The sequence below is a fragment of the Pseudomonas putida genome (assembly GCF_025905425.1).
Classification (GTDB): Bacteria; Pseudomonadota; Gammaproteobacteria; order Pseudomonadales; family Pseudomonadaceae; genus Aquipseudomonas; species Aquipseudomonas putida_AF.
Map to the genome: position 1 here is coordinate 1,401,835 of NZ_CP109603.1, position 24,274 is coordinate 1,426,108.

At 61.5% G+C, this 24,274-nt stretch carries 24 protein-coding genes; 15 read left to right on the top strand and 9 right to left on the bottom strand.

Going from position 1 to position 24,274, the window contains the following annotated elements:
- Positions 1–120: 120 nt before the first annotated feature.
- The 6 genes from OGV19_RS06315 to OGV19_RS06340 all read left to right on the top strand — a co-directional run bounded on the left by OGV19_RS06315 (position 121) and on the right by OGV19_RS06340 (position 6,250).
- A complete protein-coding gene (locus tag OGV19_RS06315; RefSeq protein ID WP_264312591.1) occupies positions 121–951 on the top strand; it encodes a dihydroorotate dehydrogenase electron transfer subunit in 831 nt (276 codons plus the stop codon).
- Positions 951–1,886 (top strand): dihydroorotate dehydrogenase, encoded by a 936-nt coding sequence (locus tag OGV19_RS06320; protein ID WP_264312592.1) that lies wholly within the window; start codon positions 951–953, stop codon positions 1,884–1,886. Before OGV19_RS06315 ends, OGV19_RS06320 begins: the two co-directional genes overlap by 1 nt.
- Positions 1,883–3,139, top strand: a complete 1,257-nt coding sequence (locus OGV19_RS06325) for a Zn-dependent hydrolase (protein ID WP_264312593.1) — start codon at positions 1,883–1,885, stop codon at positions 3,137–3,139. The genes OGV19_RS06320 and OGV19_RS06325 overlap by 4 nt, the downstream gene beginning before the upstream one ends.
- Positions 3,136–4,497: a dihydroorotase gene (locus tag OGV19_RS06330; protein WP_264312594.1), complete on the top strand. Its 1,362-nt coding sequence runs from the start codon at positions 3,136–3,138 to the stop codon at positions 4,495–4,497. Before OGV19_RS06325 ends, OGV19_RS06330 begins: the two co-directional genes overlap by 4 nt.
- Before the next feature lie 25 nt (positions 4,498–4,522).
- On the top strand, positions 4,523–4,852 hold the full coding sequence (locus tag OGV19_RS06335) for a hypothetical protein (protein WP_264312595.1): 330 nt from the start codon (positions 4,523–4,525) through the stop codon (positions 4,850–4,852).
- A gap of 129 nt (positions 4,853–4,981) precedes the next feature.
- Entirely contained in the window at positions 4,982–6,250 is a 1,269-nt protein-coding gene (locus OGV19_RS06340; RefSeq protein WP_264312596.1) for a malic enzyme-like NAD(P)-binding protein, read from the top strand.
- A gap of 70 nt (positions 6,251–6,320) precedes the next feature.
- On the opposite strand, the gene OGV19_RS06345 is transcribed toward OGV19_RS06340, so the two are convergent.
- Positions 6,321–8,828, bottom strand: coding sequence for an ABC transporter permease (locus tag OGV19_RS06345; RefSeq protein WP_264312597.1), 2,508 nt, complete (start codon positions 8,826–8,828; stop codon positions 6,321–6,323).
- Positions 8,829–8,833: 5 nt separating this feature from the next.
- On the bottom strand, positions 8,834–9,517 hold the full coding sequence (locus OGV19_RS06350) for an ABC transporter ATP-binding protein (RefSeq protein ID WP_033699089.1): 684 nt from the start codon (positions 9,515–9,517) through the stop codon (positions 8,834–8,836).
- 10 nt (positions 9,518–9,527) lie between these two features.
- Here OGV19_RS06350 and OGV19_RS06355 point away from each other — a divergent pair, with 10 nt between their 5' ends.
- The 3 genes from OGV19_RS06355 to OGV19_RS06365 all read left to right on the top strand — a co-directional run bounded on the left by OGV19_RS06355 (position 9,528) and on the right by OGV19_RS06365 (position 11,570).
- Complete coding sequence (locus OGV19_RS06355) at positions 9,528–10,133, top strand: arylesterase (protein WP_264312598.1); 606 nt, start codon at positions 9,528–9,530, stop codon at positions 10,131–10,133.
- A gap of 58 nt (positions 10,134–10,191) precedes the next feature.
- Positions 10,192–10,473, top strand: coding sequence for a hypothetical protein (locus OGV19_RS06360; RefSeq protein WP_264312599.1), 282 nt, complete (start codon positions 10,192–10,194; stop codon positions 10,471–10,473).
- 119 nt (positions 10,474–10,592) lie between these two features.
- Positions 10,593–11,570 (top strand): L,D-transpeptidase family protein, encoded by a 978-nt coding sequence (locus OGV19_RS06365; protein ID WP_264312600.1) that lies wholly within the window; start codon positions 10,593–10,595, stop codon positions 11,568–11,570.
- A 123-nt stretch (positions 11,571–11,693) separates the two neighbouring features.
- Here the strand turns inward: OGV19_RS06365 and oprI are convergent, their stop codons facing one another.
- Positions 11,694–11,945, bottom strand: a complete 252-nt coding sequence (oprI, locus tag OGV19_RS06370) for an outer membrane lipoprotein OprI (RefSeq protein WP_003259780.1) — start codon at positions 11,943–11,945, stop codon at positions 11,694–11,696.
- 505 nt (positions 11,946–12,450) lie between these two features.
- On the opposite strand from oprI, the gene OGV19_RS06375 reads away from it, so the two are divergent.
- On the top strand, positions 12,451–12,732 hold the full coding sequence (locus OGV19_RS06375) for a GNAT family N-acetyltransferase (RefSeq protein WP_025338432.1): 282 nt from the start codon (positions 12,451–12,453) through the stop codon (positions 12,730–12,732).
- Positions 12,733–12,778: 46 nt separating this feature from the next.
- On the opposite strand, the gene OGV19_RS06380 is transcribed toward OGV19_RS06375, so the two are convergent.
- Positions 12,779–13,855 (bottom strand): 3-deoxy-7-phosphoheptulonate synthase, encoded by a 1,077-nt coding sequence (locus OGV19_RS06380; RefSeq protein WP_033699083.1) that lies wholly within the window; start codon positions 13,853–13,855, stop codon positions 12,779–12,781.
- Positions 13,856–14,090: 235 nt separating this feature from the next.
- On the opposite strand from OGV19_RS06380, the gene OGV19_RS06385 reads away from it, so the two are divergent.
- The 3 genes from OGV19_RS06385 to cysB all read left to right on the top strand — a co-directional run bounded on the left by OGV19_RS06385 (position 14,091) and on the right by cysB (position 16,744).
- A complete protein-coding gene (locus tag OGV19_RS06385; RefSeq protein WP_264312601.1) occupies positions 14,091–15,038 on the top strand; it encodes a putative 2-dehydropantoate 2-reductase in 948 nt (315 codons plus the stop codon).
- A gap of 104 nt (positions 15,039–15,142) precedes the next feature.
- Positions 15,143–15,640, top strand: a complete 498-nt coding sequence (locus OGV19_RS06390) for a universal stress protein (RefSeq protein ID WP_027593929.1) — start codon at positions 15,143–15,145, stop codon at positions 15,638–15,640.
- A gap of 129 nt (positions 15,641–15,769) precedes the next feature.
- Positions 15,770–16,744: an HTH-type transcriptional regulator CysB gene (gene cysB, locus OGV19_RS06395; RefSeq protein WP_027593928.1), complete on the top strand. Its 975-nt coding sequence runs from the start codon at positions 15,770–15,772 to the stop codon at positions 16,742–16,744.
- 51 nt (positions 16,745–16,795) lie between these two features.
- Here the strand turns inward: cysB and OGV19_RS06400 are convergent, their stop codons facing one another.
- The 5 genes from OGV19_RS06400 to OGV19_RS06420 form a co-directional block, all read right to left on the bottom strand.
- The gene (locus OGV19_RS06400) at positions 16,796–17,530 is read right to left on the bottom strand and encodes a phosphoadenylyl-sulfate reductase (RefSeq protein ID WP_264312602.1); all 735 of its coding nucleotides are present in this window, start codon (positions 17,528–17,530) and stop codon (positions 16,796–16,798) included.
- An 88-nt stretch (positions 17,531–17,618) separates the two neighbouring features.
- Entirely contained in the window at positions 17,619–18,962 is a 1,344-nt protein-coding gene (pabB, locus tag OGV19_RS06405; protein ID WP_264312603.1) for an aminodeoxychorismate synthase component I, read from the bottom strand.
- Between the two features lie 233 nt (positions 18,963–19,195).
- Positions 19,196–20,176: an alpha-L-glutamate ligase-like protein gene (locus tag OGV19_RS06410; protein WP_264312604.1), complete on the bottom strand. Its 981-nt coding sequence runs from the start codon at positions 20,174–20,176 to the stop codon at positions 19,196–19,198.
- The gene (locus OGV19_RS06415; protein WP_264312605.1) at positions 20,176–21,711 is read right to left on the bottom strand and encodes an osmotic stress tolerance membrane protein RloB; all 1,536 of its coding nucleotides are present in this window, start codon (positions 21,709–21,711) and stop codon (positions 20,176–20,178) included. The genes OGV19_RS06410 and OGV19_RS06415 overlap by 1 nt, the downstream gene beginning before the upstream one ends.
- Positions 21,712–21,716: 5 nt before the next feature.
- The gene (locus OGV19_RS06420; protein WP_027593923.1) at positions 21,717–22,253 is read right to left on the bottom strand and encodes a retropepsin-like aspartic peptidase RloA; all 537 of its coding nucleotides are present in this window, start codon (positions 22,251–22,253) and stop codon (positions 21,717–21,719) included.
- A gap of 293 nt (positions 22,254–22,546) precedes the next feature.
- Between OGV19_RS06420 and OGV19_RS06425 the strand changes: the two genes are divergently transcribed.
- Positions 22,547–23,263 carry a GntR family transcriptional regulator gene (locus tag OGV19_RS06425; protein ID WP_027593922.1) on the top strand — a complete coding sequence of 239 codons (717 nt, stop codon included), beginning with the start codon at positions 22,547–22,549 and terminating at the stop codon, positions 23,261–23,263.
- Positions 23,260–24,150 carry a methylisocitrate lyase gene (prpB, locus tag OGV19_RS06430; protein ID WP_264312606.1) on the top strand — a complete coding sequence of 297 codons (891 nt, stop codon included), beginning with the start codon at positions 23,260–23,262 and terminating at the stop codon, positions 24,148–24,150. The genes OGV19_RS06425 and prpB overlap by 4 nt, the downstream gene beginning before the upstream one ends.
- The last annotated feature ends 124 nt before the right edge of the window (positions 24,151–24,274 follow it).

Sequence of the window (24,274 nt, forward strand, 5' to 3'; positions counted from 1 at the left end):
TTCAGTACATTAACCCCAGGTAATCCCTGGAAAATCGCTTTATCTGCCGCCTCTACGTCGAGGCGGCAATTTCTATTGACCGTGCTGTATAAAAAATTAGACAAATGCGAGGCCACTTAAATGAACGTGATTTCCGGTTGCTGCCAGGCCACTGCCATCACCCCACCTAACGACACGTTGGCAGTCGTCATCTCCAACGAATGGGTCAACGATGAGTACAAGCGCCTAGTGCTTCAAGCCGACGGTGCTGCATGCCAGTCGCTGCCGGGGCAGTTCTTCAACCTGCTGTGCCCAAACGAAGGGGAGAACAAGCCGTACTTCCGTCGACCGATGAGCACCTACAAGGCTGACCCCAGCAATGGCCAAGTCGAGTTCTTGTACAAGGTGACAGGCAAAGGCACTTACGGTCTGGAAACGCTCCGCAAATCGCAGACGTTGGAGATTCTGGGGCCACTGGGTAAGGGTTTCGAGCTGGACCCTTCCTGGGGGCACATGATCATCGTGGCTCGCGGTGTTGGCTTAGCCACGCTCGCACCACTGGCTGAGGCTGCGCATCAGATGGGTATCCGACTGACCGCGGTGCTGAGTGCCCGCAGTGAGAAAAGCCTGCTTTCACGTGACCGATTCGCCTCGCTCGGCGCTGATGTACAGGCAGTGCTGGACGAAAACGGCAGCAGCGCACCAGAGCAACTGGAGCCGCTGCTGAGACAAATCATCGCGCGAGAGAAAACCAACGCGCTCTTTACCTGCGGTTCGAAGCGGCTGACCCGTCTGCTCAAGAAACTCAGCGCCGAGCTTGGCTTGGTAGGCCAAGTGGCACTTGAACAGCAGATGGTCTGCGGTCTGGGCATGTGTCAGTGCTGCGTCGAAGTGTTCGAGGTCGATGGGCTGAAGGTGGGGAAGCGGGTGTGTCTTGAAGGCCCGGTGTTTGACCTGGCGGAGGTGGTGTGATGATTGATCTCAGCGTACAAGTCGGCGGACTGCGCCTGAAAAACCCGGTAATGCCAGCGTCGGGCACCTTCGCAGAGGAGCTGACTCACCTGCTGGATTTCAACCAGCTCGGTGCCCTGGTCACCAAGACCATCACATCAGAAAAGCGAACCGGAAACCCGATGCCACGCGTCTGTGAGTTGGCGGACGGGATGATGAACGCGATCGGCATCCCAAGTAAGGGTGCTGATCTGTTCATTGACAAGGTCGTTCCGTTCTACCGGGATTTCGATTCGCCGCTGATCGTGAGCATCTCGGCCCCAACGGCTCAAGGCTTTGCCGAGCTAGCTGCCCGGCTGAGTGATGTGCCTGGTGTAGCAGGTATCGAAGCAAACATCTCTTGCCCTAACTTGGAGGCTCATGGCCAGTCGTTTGGCATGCAGGCTGAAAGTACCCGAAACGTAGTCGCACTGATGCGCCAGGTCACCTCGCTCCCGCTGTGGGTCAAGCTGACCCCTAACGCTGGAGACGTCGTTTCGGTTGCACGGGCTGCGCAAGACGCCGGTGCAGATGCCGTGGTGGTGGGTAATACGTTGCTCGGGCTCTGCATCGATATCGAGCAGGGTCGTGCAAGGCTCGGGAATTTCATGGGAGGTATCTCGGGGGCGGCTATTCGACCGCTGATGGTTCGCTTGACCTACCAATGCGCTCAGGCTCTGGAAATCCCGGTCATTGGCTGCGGCGGCATCTCCACGGCTGATGATGCGTTGGAATTCATCTATGCCGGCGCATCGGCTGTCCAGGTGGGGACGGCAACCTTCCTTCACCCCAAGACCATGAACACGATGGTGGGTGAGTTGGCGGCCTTCTGTCAGCGTAAAGGTGTTTCTTCTATTAGCGCGCTGATCGGGGCTCTGGATGACTCGCCCGCAGAACCGTTCGGAGCACTGCCATGACTGCCCAATGGCGTGAGCAGGCCGAAAAGCTGTTCAACGATGTCGCATCGCTGTCCCGCGATGCCCACGAAGGCATCACTCGGGAAAGCTATGGCCCGGGCGAAAACGACACCATTGCTTACCTGACCGATTTCGCTTTGACGCAGGGTCTTGATGTGGTGCCTGACCGCGCTGGCAATGTGATCTTCAAACGCAAAAGCGACAATGGTCAGCCTGCTTTGTGGTACGGCTCGCATCTTGATTCAGTCCCCCAAGGCGGCAATTACGATGGACTGGCCGGCGTTGTCGCAGGTCTGCTTTGCCTGTGCCGACTGGACCAGGAAAAAGTAGAAACGGCGCAACCCATTCGCGTCATTGGCCTGCGGGGCGAAGAGAGCGCCTGGTACGGCAAGTCGTACATCGGGTCGCGAGCGCTGCTTGGCGGGCTGACTGATCAGGACCTTCGCCTGACCAACCGCTTCAGCAAACGTACGCTTGCTGAAGCGATGGAGGCGGCGGGTGCAGATCTTGAGGCCATTCGGCGCCAAGAGTGGCTTATCGATCGCTCGCAGTTTGCCGGCTACCTCGAAATCCACATTGAGCAAGCCGAGTCGCTGGAGCGTATGGGGCAAGCCCTGGGTGTCGTTCCCGGCATCCGCGGGAATGTCCGTCATAACCAGGTCCGTTGCCTGGGTGAAGACGGCCACTCAGGTGCTGTCGCTCGCGAAGACCGCCACGACGCCGTGTTTGCCGTGAGTGAGCTCGTTGCTCGAATCGACGAGCTGTGGAGAGCATTCATCGCGGCCGAACGCGATCTGGTGGTTACCGTCGGTACTCTTGGAACCAATGCCGCCCACCACGCTGTCTCGCGCATCCCCGGCGAAGTCAGCTTCAGCCTCGAAATGCGCAGCCTGCATCATGAAACGCTTGAGGCGTTTTATGCGGCGGCGCTGGCCGAGACCAAAGCAATCGAAGCGTCTCGCCAGGTTCGCTTCGAATTCGACAAGCGAATCGATACGGCCCCCGCAGCTATGCATGCCCCCTGGACAGACGTTCTCGTTCGACACGCCCGTGAGAAAGGCTGGAAAGGCGTGCTCATCCCTAGCGGTGCTGGTCATGACGCAGCGGTTTTCGCGAACGTCGGCATCCCTAGCGCAATGATCTTCATCCGTAATCAGCATGGGTCTCACAACCCTCATGAAGCAATGGGGTTGGACGATTTCCTGGCGGCGACGCAGGTGCTGTATCTGTCTACATTGGAGCTGAAACCATGACCGTGCGAGATAACGCTTGGCTGATCCGTAATGCAACCTTGGTCAACGAAGGGCGCAGTTGGGTCGGGGATCTTCGAGTGCGAAATGGTCGCATCGATGCCATCGGCGAAGCCTTCGAACAGCGGCCTGGAGAGGCACTGATCGACGCGACTGGCCTGTGGCTGCTGCCGGGGATGATCGATGATCAAGTGCACTTCCGGGAGCCTGGCCTGACCCATAAGGCTGACATCGCCAGTGAGTCTCGGGCCTGTGCAGCGGGTGGTATCACCAGCTTCATGGAAATGCCCAATACCAAGCCCGCCGCGCTGGATCGTGCAAGCCTGGAAGCGAAGTACGCTATTGCTGCTGAGTCGAGTGTCGTGAACTACGCCTTCTACATGGGCGCAAGCAACGACAACCTGGAAGCGATTCGTGAGATTGATCCGGCCAGCACGCCAGGTTTGAAGGTGTTCATGGGGGCATCGACCGGCAACATGCTGGTCGACAACCCAGCAGTGTTGAACGAGATCTTCCGTGTCTGCCCGGTGCCGATCATCACGCACTGTGAAGATACGCCAATGATCAACGCGGCGCTGGAGAAAGCCAAAGCGCGCTTCGGCGACGACATTCCAGCCCGTGAACACCCGCTGATTCGTTCACGCCAGGCATGCATCAAATCTACTCGTCTGGCCATTGAGTTGGCACGCAAGCACGGTACTCGACTCCATGTGCTGCACATCTCCACCGCAGAGGAGCTTGAGCTGTTTGAACCAGGGCCAATCGCAGGCAAGCGCATTACCGCTGAGACCTGTGTGCATTTCCTACACTTCACCGATCACGACTATGACCGACTGGGCTTTTTGATCAAGTGCAACCCGGCCATCAAGTCTGCGCATGACCGAGATGCCATCGTGAAGGCGCTGGCTGAAGGCCGCCTCGACGTTTTGGCTACAGACCACGCGCCGCATCTGCTTGACGAGAAGCAAGGCAATTACAGCCAGGCGCCATCAGGCATTCCGCTCGTCCAGTATGCACTGCAAAGCGCCTTGGAGCGTGTATTCCAAGGCGAGCTGACCCTCGAGCGACTGGTTGAAGTCGTGAGTCATGCGCCGGCTGAACTGTTCCAGGTGAGCCGCCGCGGCTATCTGCGCGAAGGCTACGCAGCTGACCTGGTTCTTGTTGATCCTCAGCGTCCGCACTACGTGACCAACGATGAGGTGCTTTCCAAGTGCGGCTGGACACCTTTCGATGACACCGCATTTTCTTCGAGCATCGTCGCCACCTTTGTGAATGGCGAACGAGTGTGGGATGGGGCAGCGGTAGACGGTTCGGTACGTGGCCAGCGCCTTTCTTTCACCGCCCGCGCTGAGCGTGCTTAGTGCCCAACAAGAGGTTTAGGTAAGTATGAACTTTTCAGAAATGGTGCAACGTTTCGCCGCCGCTCTCCCTGGCACCGACTCGTTCAAGCACGCCAACACGCACTGCGAAACCATCATCCAGAATGAGCCCTTCCAAGCCTGTGCAGCGTTCTTGATTGCCGGGTTCTGCCGAACCTACGTACTCATTTATGAGGACCAAGCACTGGAGGTTGATTTCGCCAGGCGTAACCACCGCCAGTTGCTGGAATACATGAATAAGCTGGACATGGCGTTGGCCACCCAAGACCACACTGTTGTTCACCAGGCGTTGATAGACGTGGTTGAAGACTACGCAAAAAGCGATCGAATTTTTTAAGCGCCTCGTTCGCTGCGTAAGGATGAAAGGGGTGCCACGCACACCCGTAACATCCTTGCGCGGCAACACCTGATAAAAACAAGTCCGCCCAGCCGTAAGCTCGGGGCCAGACCCTTGTAGGATGCCGCAATGAGTCTCAAAAACGATGCTCTCGAATACCATGCCCAGCCACGTCCTGGGAAACTCAGCGTAGAGCTCTCGAAGCCTACCGCCACCGCCCGCGACCTCTCTTTGGCCTACAGCCCGGGTGTTGCCGAACCCGTGCGCGAAATCGCCCGTGAGCCTGAGCTGGCCTACTCGTACACCGGCAAGGGCAACCTGGTCGCGGTGATTTCCGATGGCACCGCCATCCTGGGCCTGGGTGACCTTGGCCCACTGGCCTCGAAACCGGTCATGGAAGGCAAGGGTGTTCTGTTCAAGCGTTTCGCTGGCATCGACGTGTTCGACATCGAAGTCGAGTCACAAAGCCCGCAAGCTTTCATCGACACCGTTCGCCGCATTTCGATCACCTTCGGTGGCATCAACCTCGAAGACATCAAGGCCCCAGAGTGCTTCGAGATCGAGCGCGCCCTGATCGAGCAGTGCGACATCCCGGTCTTCCACGATGACCAGCACGGCACCGCGATCGTCACCGCCGCCGGCATGATCAACGCCCTGGAAATTGCCGGCAAGAAGCTGGAAGACGCCAAGATCGTCTGCCTGGGGGCCGGCGCTGCCGCCATTTCGTGCATGAAGCTGCTGGTCAGCATGGGTGCCAAGATCGAGAACATCTACATGATCGACCGCAGCGGCGTGATTCACGCTGGTCGCGACGACCTGAACCGGTACAAGGCCCAATTCGCGCAGGCGACCGACAAGCGTACCCTGGCTGATGCCCTGAACGGTGCCGACGTGTTCGTTGGCCTGTCCGGCCCGAACCTGCTGAGCGCAGAAGGCCTGAAGTCGATGGCGGCCAACCCGATCGTGTTCGCTTGCTCGAACCCCGATCCGGAAATCGCCCCAGAGCTGGCTCATGCCACCCGTAACGATGTGATCATGGCCACCGGTCGTTCCGACTACCCAAACCAGGTCAACAACGTGCTGGGGTTCCCGTTCATCTTCCGTGGCGCCCTGGATGTTCGCGCCAAGCGCATCAACGAAGAAATGAAGATTGCCGCCGCCATTGCCTTGAAAGACCTGGCCAAACTGCCAGTGCCGAAGGAAGTCTGCGAAGCCTACGGCGTCGAGGGCTTGGAATTCGGCCGTGAGTACATCATTCCGAAGCCGCTGGACGCTCGTCTGATCACCGTGGTGGCCGATGCGGTAGCACGCGCTGCGATTGAGTCGGGTGTGGCCACCCTCCCGTACCCAACGCATTACCCGCTCTCATCCGTTTCTGAGGTGTTCGACGGCCTGTAAGTCTCGACTTCCCAGTACTTGCGCCAAGGGCGCCTGCGTTATCGCCGGCGCCTTTTTTCTGCACGGCTTTTCACCCCTCCCGCAACACCGTCAACGGGCTGGCATTGAGCGCCCGCCTTGTGCCGAGCACCCCTGCGCCACCCACCAGCACTGCCCCTGCCAGCGGTAGCACGAGCAGCCACGGGTGTGGGGTCCATTGCAGGTCGAAGGCATAGCGGTACAACACCAGCGTGATCAGTTCGCAACCCAGTGCCGCAAGCAGCCCGCTGGCGGCACCCAGCAGGCCGAACTCGATACGCCGTGCCTTGACCAGCAATGGCCGCGCCGCGCCCAGTGCGCGCAGCAGGGCGCCTTGGCGAATCCGTTCGTCCAGCGTTGCCTGCAAGCCCGCGAACAGCACCGCTAACCCTGCCGCCAGGACAAACAACAGCACGTATTCGACCGCCAGGGTGACTTGGGCGAGGATGCTGCGCAGCTGATCAAGCAAAGCGTCTACTTGCAAGATGGTCACCGCCGGGAAAGCCCGCGACAGGGCGACCACATCCAGGTCATGGCCCGGGGCGAGGTAGAAGCTGGTGAGGTAAGTCGTTGGCAACCCTTGCAGGGTTCCAGGCTGGAAGATCATGTAGAAATTCGGCTGGAAACTGTCCCAATGCACGCTGCGCAGGCTGCTGACCCGGGCCTGGCGTTGCTGGCCGCCAATGTCGAAGGTGAGCAGATCGCCCAGTTGCAGCTTCAGGCTGGTGGCCAACTCCGTCTCCACCGATACACCGGGGATCTCGTTGCCCGAAGGCAGGGCTTGCCACCAGTTGCCTGCCGTCAGCTGGTTGCCATCGGGCAGCTCGGCGGCCCAGGTCAGGCTGAGGTCGCGTTGCACGGCCCGCTCGCCTGCGGAGTCCTTGCTGACGATTTGCTGCACCGGCTGCTGGTTTATCTGGATCAGGCGGCCGGGTGTCACTGGATAAAGCGGTGCGGAGCTTGCGTTGACCTGCTGCAGGCGTTGGGCGAAGGGTTCGCGATCATCCGGCAGGATATTCAGGGCAAAGTGGTTGGGGGCGTCCTTGGGTAGTTGCGCTTGCCAGGTGTCGAGCAGTTCGGCGCGCAGGAGAGCCACCAGCGCCATGGCCAGCAGGATCAGGCCAAAAGCCAGGGCCTGGCCCGCAGCCGCCAAGGGATGGCGCAACAGTTGCCCCAGCCCGAGGCGCCAGGCCAGTGGTGCGCCGACCAACAATTGGCGCAGGCTACGCAGGCCCAGTAGCAGCAGGCCGCCAAGTACCACCGCGGCGACCAGGCCGCCGCCCAGCAATGCAAAGGTCAGCAGCAGGTCGAGGCTCAGGCGCCACATGATCAGGCCCAGGGTCAGCAGGGCGGCGCCATACACCAGCCAACTGCTGGGCGGCACCGGCAGCAGGTCACGGCGTAGCACCCGTAGCGGGGGCACCTGGCCGAGGGCGGCAATTGGCGGCAGGGCGAAACCGGCCAGGGCCACCAGCCCAGTGCCGATGCCGGCCAGCGCCGGTACGATTCCGCCTGGTGGTACCACGCTCGGCAGCAGGCCGTGCAACAAGCGGAACAGGCCCAATTGCGCCAGCCAGCCGAGCAGGGCGCCTGCCACGGCGGCCACCAGGCCAAGCATGGCCAGTTGTAGGCAGTACAGGCCCAGTGCCTGCCGACGGGAGAGGCCCAGGCAGCGAAGTAGCGCACTGGCATCCAGGCGCCGGGCGGCGTAGCGGCTGGCCGACATGGCCACGGCGACGCCGGCCAGCAGTACCGCCACCAGGCTTGCCATGTTCAGATAGCGCTCGGCCTTGCTCAGGGCGCCACCGATCTGCTGGTTGCCGTCGCGGGTGTCGCGCAGTCGCTGGCTGGCTGCCAGGTCTTTCTCCACGGCCTGGCGATACTGGGCCAGCGCTTCGACGTCGCCGCGCCACAGGTCGCGGTAGGACACCCGGCTACCGGGCTGGATTACCCCGGTCGCCTGCAGGTCCGCCAGGTTCATCATCACCCGCGGGGTGAGGCTATAGAAGTTATTGGCGCGGTCCGGCTCGTAGGTCAGCACGCGGCTCATGCGCAAGGTTTTCATGCCCACATCGATGCTGTCGCCGATCGACAGCCCCAGTGCGGCCAGCAGCCTCGGTTCGACCCAGGCCTCGCCTGGTGCCGGGCCGCCACCGGGGGCTTCCTCGGCATAGGGTGCTGCGGCGCTGCGTACCTGGCCGCGCAAGGGGTAGGCACCGTCGGCTGCCTTGACGCTGGACAGCTGGATACCGCTATCGCCGCCCACCACACTGGTGAACTCGACCACCTGTGCGTGGCGCAAGCCGAGTGATGTGCCGGCAGTGATCTGCTCGTCGCGGGCCGGCGAGCTGCCTTGCAGCACCAGGTCGGCGCCGAGGAACTCGCTGGCGCGCAGTTGCATGGCGCCGTTGAGGCGGGCACCGAAGTAACCGATGGCGGTGCTGGCGGCAACGGCCACCAGCAGGGCGAAGAACAGCACGCGCACTTCGCTGGCGCGGATGTCGCGCAGCAATTGGCGTAGCGCCAGGCCGCACAGTCGGGAGAAGGGCATGCTGGTCATCGGGCTTAGACCTCCACCGGGGCCACCAGGCGCCCGGCGTCCAGGCGGATCAGGCGTCGGCAGCGTCTGGCCAGGCGTTCGTCATGGGTGACCAGCACCAGGGTCGTGCCGCGTTCCTTGTTCAATTCGAACAACAGGTCGCTGATGCGCTCGCCGGTATGGCTGTCCAGGTTGCCGGTGGGCTCGTCGGCGAACAGCACGGCAGGTTGCGCGGCGAAGGCGCGGGCGATGGCCACCCGTTGCTGCTCGCCGCCGGACAACTGGCGCGGCGTGTGGCTCAGGCGCTTGCCCAGGCCGACCCGTTCGAGCAGGGTTCGGGCGTGCTCGCGGGCATCGCGACGGCCGTCCAGCTCAAGTGGCAGCATGACGTTCTCCAGGGCATTGAGGCTGTCGAGCAGTTGGAACGACTGGAACACGAACCCGACATGCTCGGCGCGCACGCGGGCGCGCTGGTCCTCGTCCAATGGCCCCAGGTCGTGCCCGGCGAGGATGACCTTGCCGGCGCTGGGCCGGTCGAGGCCGGCAAGCAGGCCGAGCAGGGTCGACTTGCCCGAGCCCGAAGCGCCGACGATGGCCAGGCTGTCGCCCTGGGCGAGGTCTAGGGAAAGTGCGTGGAGGATGGTCAGGTCGCCTTCCGCGCTGGGGACCACTTTGCTAAGGTTCTGCGCAACGAGAATGCTGGGGCCCATGGAGAATCCAATGCGAATGTGGTGGTTGAGTGCCGGTCTGGCCTTGTGTTGCCTGGCCCAGAGCGCCACGGCGGGAACGGTGCTGGTGGTGGGCGATAGTATCAGCGCCGGTTTTGGCCTGGATAGCCGCCAAGGGTGGGTCTCTTTGTTGCAGACCCGGCTCAAGGACGAAGGTTTCGATGATCAGGTGGTCAATGCCTCGATCAGCGGCGACACCAGTGCAGGGGGGCAGGCGCGGCTACCGGCGCTGCTTGCAGCGCACAAACCGGCAGTGGTGGTGCTGGAGTTGGGGGGGAATGATGGGCTGCGCGGGCAGCCGCCGGAGCAATTGCAACAAAATCTTGCTTCGATGATCGAGCGTGCCCGGCAAGCTGGCGCCAAGGTGCTGCTGCTTGGGATGCGCCTGCCGCCCAACTATGGCGTGCGTTACACCACGGCGTTCGCCCAGGTGTATGAGCAGTTGGCGGTGGAAAAACAGGTACCGTTGGTGCCGTTTTTCCTGGAGGGCGTAGGGGGTGTGCCGGAGTTGATGCAGGCCGATGGCATCCACCCGACGCAAGGTGCCCAGCAGCGCTTGTTGGAAAATGCCTGGCCGGCGATAAAACCCTTGCTGTGACGCTTTAAACGGGGCCGGCTTTCGGCTAAGGTTGCGCCCCCCGTTTCGAGAGCCCCCGATGCCGCGCCCTGCCTGGTCCCTTTATGCCTACCAACTGATCGAGCCTGACGAACAGCTCGACCTGTTTGCCTGCCAGGAAATCCGCGTCCACCTGGCGGCTCGCCAGCTTGAGCTGGGCGTGCCGGTCGACCGTACCCTGTGCGGCGGCCTGCTGCCCGCACAGCCGCGGTGGTCGGGTGTGCAACGCTCGATCTACCGGGACAACCGGCTGTGCACGCTTTGCCGCGCCATTCTAGACGCACAGCGGCGCGGCATGCGCCCGGTGTGGCCGCAGCTTTGACGCGTAACCTGACACACCTTTCATCATCTGAAACGCTTGCATGATGCCAATGCCTCCCGCTTGCATCGAGGCGGGTGTACAATCGATCCTCTTGACCCACCTTTCGAAGGATTTACCGGATGTTGCCGCGCTTTCCTGCCGTCACCCGTAGCCTGTCCCTGGCCACCCTGCTGGTAGCGGGCCCCGCTGCTGCGCTGGAACTGCCACTGCCACCCCCCGGTGAAGACATCGTCGGCCAGGTGCAGGTGATCAAGGCTAAGTACGAGGACACGTTCGCCGACATTGGCACTGCCAACGACCTCGGCTACCTGGAAATGATCGCCGCCAACCCGGGCGTCGACCCCTGGTTGCCCGGCGCCGGTACCGAGATCATCCTGCCGACCCGCTATGTGCTGCCGCCAGGCCCGCGCGAAGGCGTCGTCATCAACCTTGCCGAATACCGCCTGTACTACTTCCCGAAAGGGCAGAACGTGGTGCATACCTACCCGTTGGGCATCGGTCGTGAAGGGTGGGGGTCGCCGATTGCCAACACCAAGATCACCGCCAAGACCCCGAACCCGACCTGGACGCCGCCGGCTTCCATCCGTGCAGAGCACGCCGCCGATGGCGACATCCTGCCGACAGTGGTACCGGCGGGGCCCGACAACCCGTTGGGGCCTTTCAAGTTCACGCTGGGTGTACCGGGTTACCTGATCCACGGTTCGAACAAGAAGTTCGGCATTGGCATGCGTACCAGTCATGGTTGCTTCCGCATGCTCAACAACAACGTACTGGAGCTTTCGAAGATGGTCCCGGTCGGTACACCGGTGCGCATCATCAACGAGCCTTACAAGTTCGGCATCAGTGCCGGCAAGGTCTATCTCGAAGCGCACACTCCGCTGGACGATCAGGGCAACCCGTCAGTGGTGGATAAACACACGGCGGTCATCAATGCCTTGCTCAAGCGTGAAGACCTGGCGAACAACCTGCGGATGAACTGGGACATGGTGCGTGATGTGGTCGCTGCTGAAGATGGCATGCCCGTCGAGATTGCCGTGCCGGTCGAAAATCAGGGTACCGCACCGATGGTTACGAGCATCCCGCCCGAACTGCAATAAGGGTTTGCGAGCTGCCCAGGGCCTGCCGTAGTGCAGGCCTTTTCGTTTGTGCGCTGCCTGTTGAGCGGCAATAAAAAAGCCGACCCACAAGTGGGTCGGCTTCATAACAATCCGTGAGGACTATTACTTGCGGCTGGCTTTGTCCAGCATACGCAGAGCGCGCTCGTTGGCTTCGTCAGCGGTCTGCTGAGCCTTCTGAGCGGCTGCCAGTGCGTCGTCAGCCTTACGGTAGGCTTCGTCAGCACGAGCTTGAGCGCGAGCTGCTGCGTCTTCAGTCGCAGTCAGACGAGCTTCGGTTTCTTTGGATACGCTGCTGCAACCGGTAGCCAGAACTGCGGCCAGAGCCAGAGCAGAGAATTTCAGAACGTTGTTCATCGTGTTCCCCTTCAAGGACTTTCTATTAAAGAGCCATCTCTCGGAAAAGAGAAACTGGCCGGCGTACATAGTACCCATTACTTGTAGTAAGTAAACTGACTGAGCGCAAGAACTGCAAAAAAAATGTTGCTCCAGGTCACGCCGACAAGAATTGCGACGCGTTTGTGAAAAAAACGTACAGGGAGCGCAAGCGATTGTAGTGCTGAAACTTTTTTGTTGAACTAACGGTGACTTTGACTGTCCTTGAGCGTCTTAAGGCCTAGAACATCCGGCGGCTGTTGGCGTACCGGGAAGAGTCGGTTGAACCACGGTTCTCGCCAATTTTAACCGCTGCCACCTTGAGCAATCCTGCGTGCCGCGCCTACTATCTTGTGAGTGCCGGAGGCAGAACGTTTGCAATCGCCTTGCGGTCCAAGGGGCAACAGGTGGCGTAGAGGATTCTGTGCCGGATAAACCACCATCGGTTAAGGTATGGGTCTGCCGAGAAGACCTGCGAGGAGTAGTGATGAGCGAAGCGCTGACCATCCACCATGACCAGGCCGGTCATCAGTTCGAGACCAACGTGGACGGTCATCGTGCCTATCTGACGTACATGGATCTGGGCAAGCAGACGCTGGACATCTATCGCACCTTCGTGCCTAACGCCCTGCGCGGGCGTGGTATTGCCGCAGCACTGACCGAGCGGGCCCTGGAGTATGCCGAGCAGATGGGCTACACGGTGATCCCGTCGTGCTCTTATGTAGAACGCTACATGGAGCGTCAGCAGCGTCACTCGAGCAAGGTTTGATCGACTAAAAAGAAGGGGCCGTTCGCGGCCCCTTTTTTATTGCTCTTCAGCCGCGCTGGCGCTGCGGCAGTACATCCTTGAGCTTGGCGTGCATGCTGCGCAGGGTTTTCTCGGTGGCGGACCAGTCGATGCAGGCGTCGGTCACCGAAACACCATATTGCAGTTCGTTCAGGTCTTTGGGGATCGACTGGCAGCCCCAGTTCAGATGGCTCTCGACCATCAGGCCAATGATCGACTGGTTGCCTTCAAGGATCTGGTTGGCGACGTTTTCCATCACCAGTGGCTGCAGGGCCGGGTCCTTGTTGGAGTTGGCGTGGCTGCAGTCGACCATGATGTTGGCCTTGATCTTGGCCTTGGCCAGGTCCTGTTCGCACAGCGCGACGCTGACCGAATCGTAGTTCGGCTTGCCATTGCCGCCGCGCAGTACCACGTGACCGTAAGGGTTACCCTTGGTGGTGACGATGGATACGCCGCCTTCCTGGTTGATGCCGAGGAAGCGGTGCGGTTTGGATACCGACTGCAGGGCGTTGATCGCAACGGTCAGGCCGCCATCGGTGCCGTTCTTGAAACCGACTGCCGAAGACAGGCCCGAAGCCATTTCCCGGTGGGTCTGGGATTCGGTGGTACGGGCGCCAATCGCCGACCAGCTGATCAGGTCCTGCAGGTACTGCGGGGAAATCGGGTCGAGTGCTTCGGTGGCTGTCGGCAGGCCCATTTCAGCCAGGTCCAGCAGCAGTTGGCGACCGATGTGCAGGCCATCCTGAATCTTGAACGAGTCATCCAGGTACGGGTCGTTGATCAGGCCTTTCCAGCCAACGGTGGTGCGCGGTTTCTCGAAGTACACGCGCATGACCAGGTACAGGGTGTCGGACACCTCCGCCGCCAATACCTTCAGGCGTTCGGCGTACTCGTGGGCAGCCTTGATATCGTGGATGGAGCAGGGGCCGACCACGACGAACAGGCGATGGTCCTTGCCGTCGAGAATATTGCGCACCACTTCGCGGCCGGCAGTCACGGTCTGCAGAGCCTTGGCGCTGAGGGGGATTTCCTTCTTGAGCTGATCGGGGGTGATCAGGGTCTCGTTGGAGGCAACGTTTAAGTCGTCGATCGGTAAATCAGCCATCGTGTTACTCGTCAGGTCACGGGTGCCGGCCGCCAGCAATCCCCGTGCGGCCCAGCAGCAAGAATGTTCGCAGCGGGGAGCCGAACCTTAGCGCGTTACAGGGGGGCGCGACAATGGGCTTGACCCCGTCAACCCAGGGATTTTCCCTACGCTGGCGGTGCTGTGGCGCAATTGGGGTGCGCAGGGGGCACGAACCGGTGTAAAAAAGCCCACTGACATTTACCTGGAGATTGGCATGCATCCGCGCAAACCCCGTATCGGTATCATCGGCAGTGGTGCAATCGGTGGCTTTTATGGATTGATGCTGGCGCGGGCTGGTTTCGATGTGCATTTTCTCCTTCGCAGTGAGTATGACGTGGTGCGCGATCAGGGGCTGGTGCTTGAAAGTGCTGTGCACGGCGCGTTGCGGATGAAGGTACAGGCGTATGCCAGTGCTGCCGACATGCCGCAATGCGACTGGTTGCTGGTGGGGGCCAAAGCCACCAGTAACGACCAGTTGGCGCCGTTGATCGTGCAGGCTGCCGCGCCCGATGCGCGGGTGGTGCTGTTGCAGAATGGCCTGGGGGTGGAGGCGCAGTTGCGTCCGGCATTGCGCGATGACATGCACCTGCTTGGCGGCTTGTGCTTCATTTGCGTCAACCGCCAGGCGCCCGGTGTTATTCGGCATCAGGCACTGGGCGCAGTCAATCTCGGCTATCACAGCGGGCCTGCCGGCGATGGCGGCGCTGCGCTGGTGCAGGAGGGGGCGGAGCTGTTCCAGGCGGCGGGGATCGAGTCGCGGGCCATGGCTAACCTGGAGCAGGCGCGTTGGCAGAAGCTTGTGTGGAACGTGCCTTATAACGGGCTTTCGGTGTTGCTTGGCGCCAGCACCACGCCGTTGATGGCCGACCCGCACAGCCGGGCACTGATCCAGGCCTTGATGGCGGAGGTGGTAGAGGGTGCCGCTGCCTGTGGGCATGTGCTGCCCGAGGGGTATGCCGAGCATTTGTTCCAGATTACCGAGCGGATGCCCGACTACTGGCCAAGCATGTACCACGATCACGCCCAGCAGCGCCCGCTGGAGCTTCATGCCATCTATGGCGAGCCGTTGGCGCAGGCTCGGGCGGCAGGTTGCAGCTTGCCGCGCATGGAGATGCTGCATCAGGCGCTGTCGTTCATCGACCGTGCGGCTCGCCCCACCTGAAGGCCCCACAGCCCGCGCTGGCAGCACGCCGGACGGCAAAGCGTGCGTGCGGCGCGCTGCTAAGCTGAAGCTTGCTCTGCCGCAGCGGCAGTCGAGGAGGTCGAATGATCCGCTCCATGCTGTACGCCACCGACCTCGGTGTCTACGCCCCTTTTGTCATGCAGCACGCCTTGGCCTTGGCGCGGACGTTCAATGCAGAGCTGTATGTGATCCACGCGGTGGAACCCATGGGGCAGTTTGCCGAATCGCTCCTGCAAAGCTATCTGGATGAACAGACGCTGGACCAGTTGCACAGCCAGGGCGTCAACACGGTCATGGCCAATATTGAACAACGTGTACTTGAAAACTTTCGCGATGAACTGGGTGAGGAGGCGGACCTGGCGGTGATCAAGGCAGTACGTGTGCGCCAGGGTGACCCTGCCCAGGTGATCCTCGACCAGGCGCAGCGCTTGAGCGTCGATCTGTTGATTTTCGGAAGCCACAGCGCAGGTGCGGGCGTTGATGTACCGCTTGGGCGAACGGCAGTGCGGTTGCTGCAGCTATCGCCTGTGCCGGTGTATATGGTGCCGCTTGCACAGCATCTGGGGCGTAGGAAAACGTGAAGCTGGCTGTAGGCTATTACTGGGGCGCGTGTAACAAAATAGTTCTAGATTTATTTCCAGAACCACTAATATAGTTATATATCGTCGCTGCCTGCTGCCGCTGACTCTCCGCTGAATCGAGGGAAACCTATGAAGCTTCAACAACTGCGCTACATCTGGGAAGTGGCGCACCACGACCTCAACGTCTCCGCGACGGCGCAGAGCCTGTATACCTCCCAGCCAGGTATCAGCAAGCAGATCCGCCTGCTCGAAGATGAGCTGGGTGTTGAAGTCTTTGCCCGCAGCGGCAAGCACCTGACCCGCGTCACCCCGGCAGGTGAACGTATCATCAATACCGCTGGCGAGATCCTGCGCAAGGTCGAGAGCATCAAGCAGATCGCCCAGGAATTCTCCAACGAGAAGAAGGGCACCCTGTCCATCGCCACTACCCATACTCAGGCGCGCTATGCGCTGCCGCCGGTGATCAGCAGTTTCATCAAGCAGTACCCGGAAGTGGCCTTGCACATGCACCAGGGGTCGCCGATGCAAATTGCCGAGATGGCCGCTGATGGCACTGTCGACTTCGCCATTGCCACCGAGGCACTGGAGCTGTTCGGCGACCTGATCATGATGCCGTGCTACAAGTGGAACCGTTGCGTGGTGGTGCCGCAGGGCCACCCGCTGACCAAGCTGCCGAAACTGACCCTGGAAGCGGTCGCCGAATACCCCATCGTCACCTACGTGTTTGGTTTCACTGGCCGTTCGAAGCTGGACGAGGCCTTCAACCACCGCGGCCTGACGCCGAAGGTGGTGTTCACTGCGGCGGATGCTGACGTGATCAAGACTTATGTGCGCCTGGGTCTGGGCGTGGGTATCGTGGCCAAGATGGCGGTCGATACCAAGCTCGACAGTGACCTGGTGGCCTTGGATGCCAGCGAGTTGTTCGAGGCCAGCATCACCAAGATCGGCTTCCGCCGTGGCACCTTCCTGCGCGGTTTCATGTGCGACTTCATCGAGAAGTTTGCCCCGCACCTGACCCGTGAAGTGATGGCAAAAGCCATTCAGTGCCATAACAAGCAGGAACTCGAAGAGCTGTTCGAGGGCGTCGAGCTGCCGGTGCACTGAGCCGTTCGCGCATAAAAAAACCGGCCCTTGGGCCGGTTTTTTGTTTGTCGATCAGCCCTTGCTGATCAGGTTGCCGGCGTGCAGGCCGCATTCCTTCTGGGTTGACTCTTCCCACCACCAGCGGCCTTCGCGCTCGTGCTGGTTCGGCAGCACCGGGCGTGTGCATGGCTCGCAACCGATGCTGATGAAGCCGCGCTCGTGCAGGCTGTTGTACGGTAACTCGAGCATGCGAATGTAGCCCCAGACTTCTTCGCTGCTCATCTGTGCCAGCGGGTTGAACTTGTACAGGGTACGCTCGGGGGTGGAGAAGGCGCTGTCGATTTCCAGTGCCGCCACCTGGCTACGGGTGCCTGGGCTCTGGTCGCGGCGCTGGCCAGTGGCCCAGGCGCTTACCGTGGACAGTTTGCGGCGCAGTGGCTCGATCTTGCGGATGCCGCAGCACTCGCCATGGCCATCCTTGTAGAAGCTGAACAGGCCCTTTTCCTTGACGAAGGGGTCGAGCTTGCTGCGATCGGGGCTGAGGATTTCGATCGGCAGGTTGTACTGTTCGCGGACCTGGTCGATGAACCGGTAAGTCTCCGGATGCAGGCGCCCGGTATCGAGGCTGAAGACCTTGACCTGCTTGTTCAGCTTCCAGGCCATGTCGACCAGCACCACGTCCTCGGCGCCGCTGAAAGAGATCCACAGGTCGTCGCCGAAGTGCTCGAAGGCGAGTTTGAGGATGTCTTGCGGGGACTTGTTGGCATAGGTCGCGGCGAGGGCGGCGACGTCAAAGGCTTGGCTCATCAGGCGGTTTCCATCTTGGCTGTGGCGCTGTGCGCTCGTAATGGTGTGATGGTAACAAAAAATGTTGGTTTAGACGCCTGGCGCCGAATCAGAGCTGCTGCAAGGTCTCCATCAAGACCCGCACCTTGGCGATCGATTCTTCATACTCCGCCTGCCAGTTCGAGTCCGCCACTACCGCGCCGCCGCCCCAGCAACTGGCCTGCCCATCCTTGATCAGCAGGCTGCGAATGGCGATGGAGCTGTCCATTTCGCCACGTACGTCGACATACAGCAGCGAGCCGCAATACAAGGCGCGGCGGGTGGGCTCCAGCTCATCGATGATCTGCATGGCGCGGATTTTCGGCGCGCCGGTGATCGAGCCACCGGGGAAGCTGTCGCCGATCAGGTCCAGAGCATCTTTGTCGGTGGCCAGTTGCCCGGTGATGCTGCTGACCAGGTGATGAACGTTGGGGTAGCTTTCCAGGCTGAACAGCTCTGGCACCTTGACCGAGCCGATCTGGCAGGTGCGGCCCAGGTCGTTGCGCAGCAGGTCGACGATCATCAGGTTTTCCGAGCGGTCCTTGGGGCTGTGCAGCAGCTCTTCGGCATTGCGGGCATCTTCGTCGGGGTTGCTTGAGCGCGGCCGGGTGCCCTTGATTGGGCGGGTCTCGACCAGCCCTTGGCTGACGCGGATGAAGCGCTCTGGCGAGAAGCTCAGTAGTGCGCTGCCATCGGCCAGTTGCTGGTAGCCAGAGAACGGTGTCGGGCACGCCTTGCGCAGGGCCTGATAGGCGCGCCAGGGGTCGCCCTGGCAGGGCGCGCGGAAGCGCTGGGTCAGGTTGATCTGGTAGCAATCGCCGGCCTGGATGTAGCGTTGCACCTGGTCGAACGCCGCCTGGTAGTGCTCGGGTTTCAGGTCACCGGTCATGGCGGTCAGCAAGTGGAAGTCGCCATGACTGGCGTAGTCGGGCGTTTCGAACAGGGCGATCAGGCGCTCGCGCTCATCGCTTGCCAGGCTTGGGTGGAACACCAGCTGGCTGGTTGCCAGCGTGTGGTCGGTTACCAATGCCCAGTTGTACAGGCCAAGCTGCGCATCGGGTAGGCCCAGGTCATCGACCGCCAGGCTTGGCAGCTGTTCCAGGCGTCGGCCGAAGTCGTAACTGAGGTAGCCGATCAGGCCGCCGGCAAACGGCAGCGCCATCCCATCGGGCACGTCGGCGTGGCCGAGTTGCGCCAGCCCGGCTCGCAGGCGTTTGAGGAAGGCGCGGCCGTCCTCGTCTGCGTGGGCGTGCAGGTGTTGCACGGGCCAGGCGCTGAGCAGGTCGAAGCGGCCGCGTTCGGCACCGGGGCGGGCGCTGTCGAGCAGGATCGCCCCGGGCGCCTGGCGCAGGCGGGCGAAATAGGCGGCAGGGTCGGGCTGGTAGGGCAGAGGGTGGAGCGTACAGGTCGGCATCAGTGTGGACGGCGATGTAAAAGCGAGGAGGGCGATTGTAGACCTGTGTAGGAAATGCGCCTAGCGCTGGAACGACATTCAAACGTTGTGTTGAGACCGAGGGCTGCTTTGCAGCCCATTCGCGGGGCAAGCCCGCTCCCACAGATACGGTGTTGCGCTCAAGGTGCACGCTGTACCTGTGGGGGCGGGCTTGCCCCGCGAATGGCTCGCGAAGCGGCCCCGTCGTTACTGACTCAGCGCGGATGCACGTGCCCGAACAACCCTTGTGATACACGAACGCGCTGTTCGGCATCTTCGGTCACGCCATCTTTGGCCAGCGCCTCGATGTGCGCCTCGATGGCATGGGTGCGCTGGGTCAGCCCGCAGTCGTTGGCAATCTGGATGTTCAGGCCCGGGCGGGCATTGAGTTCCAGGATCAGCGGGCCCTTTTCCTGGTCCAGTACCATGTCCACACCGATGTAGCCCAAGCCGCACAGCTCGTAGCAGCCGGCCGCGAGCTTCATGAAGCCGTCCCAGTTCGGCAGTTGCACGCCGTCCACGGCGTTGGTGGTGTCCGGGTGCTTGCTGATGATGTTGTTCAGCCAGGTACCACGCAGCGTCACGCCGGTGGCCAGGTCGACACCCACACCGATGGCGCCTTGGTGCAGGTTGGCCTTGCCGCCCGACTGGCGGGTCGGCAAGCGCAGCATGGCCATGACCGGGTAGCCCATCAGCACGATGATGCGGATGTCCGGCACGCCTTCGTAGCTGATGCTCTTGAAGATCTGGTCCGGTGTCACCCGGTACTCGATCAGCGCCCGGTCGCGGTGGCCGCCCAGCGAGTACAGGCCGGTAAGGATGCTCGAGATCTGGTGCTCGATCTCTTCGTGGCTGATGATCTTGCCCGACACCGTACGGTAGCGGTCCTCGAAACGGTCGGCGATCACCAGGATGCCGTCACCGCCAGCGCCTTGCGCCGGCTTGATGACGAAATCACTGCGCCCGCCAATGATCTGGTGGAGCTTCTCGATCTGTTTCTCGGTCTCGATGATGCCGTACATTTCCGGCACATGGATGCCGGCTGCGAGCGCACGCTCCTTGGTGATGATCTTGTCGTCGACGATCGGGTACAGGTGGCGCTTGTTGTACTTCAGGACATAGTCCGCATTACGCCGGTTGATACCCATGATGCCCCGGGCCTCCAGGGCTTTCCAGGTCTTGATCAGTCCGAACATCAGGCATCAGCCTTCTTCAGGAACGCCTTGAAGCGAACGAGCTCGGTCAGGCGGTAGCCGCGGTAGCGACCCATCGCCAGCATGAAGCCCACCAGAATCAGCAGCACCGCCGGGAAGGTAAACACGAAGTACACCAGCTCCGGCACCATCATCAGCAGGTGCGCCACGGACGCTGCGAACAGGGTGCCGATGGCCACTTTCATGGCATGGCCACCGCCACGCTCTTCCCAGGTGATCGACAGGCGTTCGATGGTCATGGTCAGGATCACCATCGGGAACAGCGCCACCGACAGCCCGCGCTCCAGGCCCAGTTTGTGGCTGAACAGGCTGATGGCGGCGATCAGCACCACCACGAAGGTCAGCACCACCGACAGGCGTGGCAGCATCTGCAGCTTGAGGTGTTCGAGGTAGGAGCGCAGTGACAGGCCAAGCGCCGTGATCACCGTGAACAGCACGATGCCGAAGCCTAGCTGGGTCTCACGGAAGGCCAGGGCGATCAGTACCGGGGTGAAGGTACCCAGGGTCTGCAGGCCGATCAGGTTGCGCAGGACCAGGATCACCAGCACGCCAATCGGGATCATCACCATGATCATGAAGGTCTGCTGGGTCTGCAGCGGCAGCCCGTACAGGGAGTATTCGAGGAAGTCGGCGTCGGTGTTCTCGTCGGTCAGCTTGGCCAGGCGGATGGCGTTCATCTCGCTGTTGTTCATGCTGAAGGTGACATTGGCTTTCTTGCCGCCATCGACGGTGATCAGGTTGTCGTCACCGGTCCACCACAGCAGGCGGTCGCTGGGCAGGCCCTGCTCGCCGGTGTCCGGGTTGAAGTACAGCCAGTCGTTGCCGTTGAAGCTGCGCAGCCACAATTCTGGGGTCTGCGGGGTATCGGCGACCAGGCGGATGGTGTGGACCTTCTCCATCGGCACGTGCGCGATGGACAGCAGCAGGTCGATGACCTGGGCCTTTTTCATGGCCGAGGTGTCACCGGCCAGCAGCAGCTTGACGTTGTCGTCGTTGAGGTTGTTGACCCGCTTGATGGTCTCGCTGACGAAGGTCTCGACGTCGGCCGAATGCTGGCGGATCGGCGCCATCAGGGCTTCGGCGGCGATTTTCTCGGGGCCTTCGACCGCCAGGCTGTCACGGAAGGTCGGGCCCTTGATGGTGGTCTTTTCGTTGCTGTAGCGCTTGGTCAGCACCAGACGGTAGTAGAGGGTCTGGTTACCGCTGGCGCGGCGTGCCGACCAGGTTACCTTGCGGTTGCCGTCGGCACGGTTGACGCTCACCCCGTAGTTGTTGGAGATGAAGCTCTCGTTGAGGCTGACGTAGTCGCGGTTCAGCGGCGGCACGAACATCTGCACCTTGACCGGGTCCTTGGTGCTGGCCACGAACTCGACCTTGGCGTCGATATTCCACAGGTCGTCGGTTTCATCCTCGGTCACCGGGATGCCGAGGAAGAAGATCTGATAAGCCGTGACCGCCACGCCCAGCAGCACCAGGACGGTGATCAGGACTTTCAGATGGAGGGTAAGAGAGCGCATCGGGATTACTCTGCTTTAGGAGCGTCGGTGGCACAGGCAGGTTTGCCGGCCGCGTATTTAAGGCTTGGGTCGACCAGCGCGTCGAAGTGCTTGAGCGCCTCGGAACCGATCAGCAGCGGGAACTGGAACGCGCTGCGGTCGGTGAGGTTGACTTCGATGGTGCGCAGGGCCTGGCCCATGCAGATTTCGAGTTCGATGACTGGGCGTGCGGTGTAGGCCTTGCCCGATTCGGCATCATAGTCGCCTGCCCGTCGCTTGATCTTGCTGACGCGCGCGAGGGGGCGCTCGATCGGGTGCGAGTGGGCGGCATCGATGGCCAGGTAGAAGCGCACCCAGCTCTCGCCGTTGCGCTTGAAGCGTTTGATGTCGCGGGCGCTGAGCGAGGCGGTCTTGGCGCCGGTGTCGAGCTTGGCGGCCACCTCAAGGTCAAGATCGCCCAGTTTTGCGTATTCGTTGAGACCGTACACGGTCTTGCCCGCCGCTTGGCCGATGGCCGGCAGCAGGGTGAGGCATAGCAGCAATAAAACGGGTGTAAGTCTCATAATCCTGGCGCGGTACTGTGCAGGGTTCGGGGCAAGGCGACTGGCAACGACTGCGCAAGCTTCCTCGTTCATCTGTCAACAACATGAATAGATGACAGACACGCTATCCATACTCCGTCGGAGGCGCGGCATTCTATCACGCCGACGTCTTGACGCCAGCGCGTCGCGATCTGACAGCGGCAGGGCGGGGTTAGTTCGTTATTAGACGATTGTCGACAATATTGATTTTGCCTTTGACTGATGGCGCTTAATTAGCTAATTTCTGGCCATGTGGTTATCAGGGTGTCGACAATATGCTGGACCTTTCCACTCCCAGCCCTGCGTTGGCAGACGAAACGGAAACCTTGTCCGAAAACGTCTTTCGGCGTATCCAGGCGGCCATCGTCAAGGGTGATATCGCCCCAGGCAGCAAGATCTCCGAGCCGGAGCTGGCGCGTACCTACGGCATCAGCCGTGGGCCGCTGCGCGAAGCCATCCACCGCCTCGAGGGCCAGCGCCTGCTGGTGCGCGTGCCGCATGTCGGGGCGCGGGTGGTGTCGCTCAACCACGCCGAGCTGATCGAGCTGTACGAAATCCGCGAGTCGCTCGAAGGCATGGCCTGCCGCCTGGCCGCCGAGCGTATGAGCCAGGCCGATATCGACGAGCTGCGCCGGGTGCTCGACACCCATGAACGCGATGCGGCGTTCCAGGCCGGTGTCGGTTACTACCAGCAGGAAGGCGACTACGACTTCCACTACCGGATCATCCAGGGCAGCGGCAACCAGACCCTGGTCAAGATGCTCTGCGGCGAGCTGTACCAATTGGTGCGCATGTACCGCATCCAGTTCTCCGCCACGCCCAATCGGCCGCGCCAGGCGTTTGCCGAGCACCACCGGATTCTCGATGCCATCGCCGACCGTGATGGTGAATTGGCCGAACTCCTGATGCGCCGCCACATCGGCGCGTCCAAACGCAACATCGAGCGTCACTACCTGGACGCCAACGACAACAGCCCACGAGGTGATTCATGACTGTGAAGAGCACGCCCGGCCAACGTTTCCGCGACGCGGTTGCCGCCGAACATCCCTTGCAGGTAGTCGGCGCCATCAACGCCAACCATGCCCTGCTGGCCAAGCGCGCCGGCTTCAAGGCCATCTACCTGTCCGGTGGCGGCGTTGCCGCCGGCTCCCTGGGCTTGCCGGACCTGGGTATCAGTGGCCTGGATGATGTGCTCACCGACGTGCGCCGCATCACCGACGTCTGCGACCTGCCGCTGCTGGTGGATGTCGACACCGGGTTTGGCGCCTCGGCGTTCAACGTGGCGCGTACCGTGCGCTCGATGAGCAAGTTCGGCGCTGCTGCCATCCACATCGAAGACCAGGTCGGTGCCAAGCGTTGCGGCCATCGCCCGAACAAGGAAATCGTCACCCAGCAGGAAATGGTTGACCGCATCAAGGCGGCCGTCGATGCCCGTACCGATGACAGCTTCGTGATCATGGCGCGTACCGACGCGCTGGCCGTCGAAGGCCTGAATGCTGCCCTGGACCGTGCCGCGGCCTGCGTCGAGGCCGGCGCCGACATGATCTTCCCGGAGGCCATCACCGAGCTTTCGATGTACAAGACCTTCGCCGATCGGGTGAAAGCGCCGATCCTGGCCAACATCACCGAATTCGGCGCCACGCCGCTGTACACCACCGAAGAGCTGGCGTCGGTCGATGTGTCGCTGGTGCTGTACCCGCTGTCAGCGTTCCGCGCCATGAACAAGGCGGCCGAGAATGTCTACACCGCGCTGCGTCGTGACGGCACCCAGAAAAACGTGGTCGATACCATGCAGACCCGTATGGAGCTCTACGATGCCATTGGGTACCACGCCTTCGAGCAGAGCCTCGATGCGTTGTTTGCCCAGAAGAAAGGGTGAGTGATTGCCTGTGCTGGCCTCTTCGCGGGGCAAGCCCGCTCCCACAGGGATAGTGCAGGTTCAAGGCACCCCTGTGGGAGCGGGCTTGCCCCGCGAAGAGGCCAGCACAGGCAAACCGAATTAG